Annotated in this window: 3 protein-coding genes; all 3 read left to right on the top strand. The window is 76.1% G+C overall.

Features of this window, described 5'->3' with window-relative positions; translation table 11 throughout:
- Positions 1–63 precede the first annotated feature (63 nt).
- Genes BJP40_RS31635 through BJP40_RS10730 form a run of 3 tightly spaced genes read left to right on the top strand, consistent with a single transcriptional unit; the run spans position 64 to position 3,052 of the window.
- Positions 64–903 carry a Nif3-like dinuclear metal center hexameric protein gene (locus BJP40_RS31635; RefSeq protein WP_079171072.1) on the top strand — a complete coding sequence of 280 codons (840 nt, stop codon included), beginning with the start codon at positions 64–66 and terminating at the stop codon, positions 901–903.
- Positions 900–1,643 (top strand): zinc ribbon domain-containing protein, encoded by a 744-nt coding sequence (locus tag BJP40_RS10735; RefSeq protein ID WP_193097227.1) that lies wholly within the window; start codon positions 900–902, stop codon positions 1,641–1,643. The genes BJP40_RS31635 and BJP40_RS10735 overlap by 4 nt, the downstream gene beginning before the upstream one ends.
- On the top strand, positions 1,643–3,052 hold the full coding sequence (locus tag BJP40_RS10730) for a bifunctional RNase H/acid phosphatase (RefSeq protein ID WP_071280174.1): 1,410 nt from the start codon (positions 1,643–1,645) through the stop codon (positions 3,050–3,052). The genes BJP40_RS10735 and BJP40_RS10730 overlap by 1 nt, the downstream gene beginning before the upstream one ends.
- Positions 3,053–3,398: the final 346 nt, after the last annotated feature.

Here is a 3,398-nt window from a genome sequence, read left to right as displayed (position 1 = left end):
GGGGCTCCGCGCCCGCGGGGTGGGGCCGGATGGGGCGGGCGCCCGCCCAGGTAGCCTTGTCGCGTGCCCCGTCTGTCTGAAGTCCTCGCCGAGCTCGACGCCCTCTGGCCCCCCGAGCGGGCCGAGCAGTGGGACGCCGTCGGCACCGTCTGCGGCGACCCCGACGCCGAGGTGACCCGCGTCCTGTTCGCCGTCGACCCCGTCCAGGAGGTCGCCGACGAGGCGGTCGCGCTCGGCGCCCAACTCGTCGTCACCCACCACCCCCTCTACCTGCGGGGGACGACCACCGTCGCGGCCTCCACGTTCAAGGGTCGCGTCGTGCACGGCCTGATCAAGCACGACATCGCCCTGCACGTCGCCCACACCAACGCCGACACCGCCGACCCCGGCGTCTCCGACGCCCTCGCGGGCGCCCTCGGCCTGCGCGTCGTCGGCCCCCTCGTACCGGAGAACGGCCTCGGCCGGATCTGCGAGCTCGACGTCCCCGAGACGCTCCGGGACTTCGCCGCGCGGGCGGCCCGCAGGCTGCCCGCCACCGCGCAGGGCATCCGCGTCGCGGGCGACCTCGACGCGCCCGTCCGCCGCGTCGCCGTCAGCGGCGGCTCCGGCGACAGCCTGTTCGACGCGGTGCGCGCGGCCGGAGTGGACGCGTTCCTCACCGCCGACCTGCGCCACCACCCGGCCTCCGAGGCCACCCAGCGCACCCCGCTCGGCCTCGTCGACGCCGCCCACTGGGCCACCGAGTGGCCCTGGTGCGAGCTGGCCGCCGCGCAGCTCGACGAGATCTCCGACCGCAACGGCTGGAACCTGCGGGTCCACGTCTCCACGACGGTCACCGACCCCTGGGCCGCCCACGAACCGTCCACCTCCGCTCACCACACCTCCCCTGGAGCCCCCAACTGAACGCCGCGCCCGCCGACCAGATCCGCCTCCTCGACGTCCAGGCCCTCGACACCCGCCTGTCGCAGCTGGCCCACAAGCGCCGCACGCTGCCCGAGCACGCCGAGATCGAGTCGCTGACCAAGGACCTGACGCAGCTGCGCGACCTGCTGGTCGCCGCGCAGACCGAGGAGAGCGACTGCGCCCGCGAGCAGACCAAGGCGGAGCAGGACGTCGACCAGGTCCGCCAGCGCGCCGCCCGCGACCAGCAGCGGCTCGACTCGGGCGCCGTCTCGTCCCCGAAGGACCTGGAGAACCTCCAGAAGGAGATCGTCTCCCTGTCCAAGCGCCAGGGCGACCTGGAGGACATCGTCCTGGAGGTCATGGAGCGCCGCGAGTCGGCCCAGGAGCGCGTGGCCGAGCTGACCGGGCGCGTCGCCTCCGTCCAGGCGAAGGTCGACGACGCGACCGGCCGCCGCGACCGGCAGCAGCAGGAGCTGGACGCCGAGACGGCGTCCGTCTCCAAGGAGCGCGGCCTCGTGGCGGACGCGGTCCCCGCGGACCTGATGAAGCTGTACGAGAAGATCCGCGAGCAGCAGGGCGGCGTGGGCGCGGCCCGGCTGTACCAGCGGCGCTGCGAGGGCTGCCACATCGAGCTGAACATCACCGAGGTGAACGAGGTGCGGGCCGCGGCCGCCGACGCCGTCGTGCGGTGCGAGAACTGCCGCCGCATCCTGGTCCGTACGCCGGAGTCCGGCCTGTAATGACCGGGACGCAGCAGCCGCAGGAGCTGGTCGTCGAGGCCGACGGCGGCTCCCGGGGCAACCCGGGGCCCGCCGGGTACGGCGCGGTCGTCCTGGACCCGGTGTCGGGGGAACCCCTCGCGGAGACGGCCGAGTACATCGGTGTCGCCACGAACAACGTCGCGGAGTACAAGGGACTGGTCGCCGGGTTGCGCGCCGCCCGCGCACTCGCCCCCGACGCGTCGGTGCGCGTCCGCATGGACTCCAAGCTCGTCGTCGAGCAGATGTCCGGCCGCTGGAAGATCAAGCACCCGGACATGAAGCCGCTGGCCGCGGAGGCCGCGCGGGTGTTCCCGCCGGGCCGCGTCACGTACGAGTGGATCCCGCGCGAGCGGAACAAGCACGCCGACCGGCTCGCGAACGAGGCGATGGACGCGGGCAGGCGAGGCGCCCAGTGGCAGCCCTCCACCTCACGGGCCCAGCTCGACGCGGGCGCCGCCCGGGTGGTCGGCGACGCGGCGGCGGGCGCGGCGAAGGCCCGCGCGGCGCTGGCCGGAGCGGCTGCGGCGTCCTCCGCCGCGCCCCCGGCGGAGCGGCCCGAGCCGCCGACGGCCCCACCCTCGGAGGCAGCGTCGGACGCGGCTGCGCGGGCCGGGACGGAGCCGGGCGGCCCGTCCACGGCGGGCTCCACCGCTTCGGACGTCACCGCCGCCCCCGACGGTACGGCTGCCGCCCCCGGCGGTACGGCCGCCGCTTCGGACGGCACGGCCAAGGCTCCCACCGTCGGCTGGGGCTCCTCCGCCGACCTCGGCGCCCCCGCCCTGTTCGTGCTGCTCCGCCACGGCGAGACCGCGCTCACCCCCGAGAAGCGGTTCTCCGGCAGCGGCGGCAGCGACCCGGAGCTGTCCCCGACGGGACTGCGCCAGGCGGAGGCGGCGGCCGGCCTGCTCGCGGCCCGCGGCACCGTCCAGGACATCGTGGCCTCGCCGCTGCTCCGCTGCCGCCAGACGGCGGCGGTCGTCGCCGACCGCCTCGGCCTCGACGTACGCATCGACGACGGGTTGCGGGAGGCCGACTTCGGCGCCTGGGAGGGGCTGACCTTCGCCGAGGTGCAGGAGCGCCACCCCGACGACCTCGCCGCCTGGCTCGCCTCACCGAAGGCCCCGCCCACCGGCGGCGAGTCCTTCGCGGCCGTCTCCCGCCGGATCGCGGCCACCCGCGACCGGCTGACGGAGCGTCACGCGGGCCGCACCGTGCTGCTGGTCACCCACGTCGCACCGATCAAGACCCTGGTCCGGCTCGCCCTCGGGGCACCGCCCGAGGCGCTGTTCCGCATGGAGCTGTCCGCGGCCTCGTTCTCGGCCATCGCGTACTACCGCGACGGCAACACGTCGGTGCGGCTCCTCAACGACACCTCGCACCTCCGGTGAGGCGCCCCGCGTGAGGTACCGGCCCGGGCCGGGAACTCGCTTGCGGTATCGGAGCGTTAGGCCGCGGAGGCCGGACCGTGCCTGAGGGGCGACCCGGCCCTGCTGCACCGTCCTCCTCACGACCGCGCAGATCCTGCGGAGGCACTGGCAGGGGGCGTACGGCGCCACGCCGCGCCGCGGCTGGTGGCGGGCGGCGGACGGGCCCGTGGAGGGCGCCTTCGTCCACGCGCCGCCCTTCCCGCCCGCGCTGCCGCAGGCCCGCCGTGCCGGGCCCCGGCCACCGGGCCGTCACCGGCCGGCACGGGCCGGGTGACCGGTCGCCGCGGCCGTCGACCGCCACGGCGGG

The sequence above is a fragment of the Streptomyces sp. CC53 genome, from assembly GCF_001865245.1.
Lineage (GTDB): Bacteria > Actinomycetota > Actinomycetes > Streptomycetales > Streptomycetaceae > Streptomyces.
Note: the sequence above shows the minus strand (reverse complement) of the source record. Positions and strands in the feature narration are given on the sequence as shown.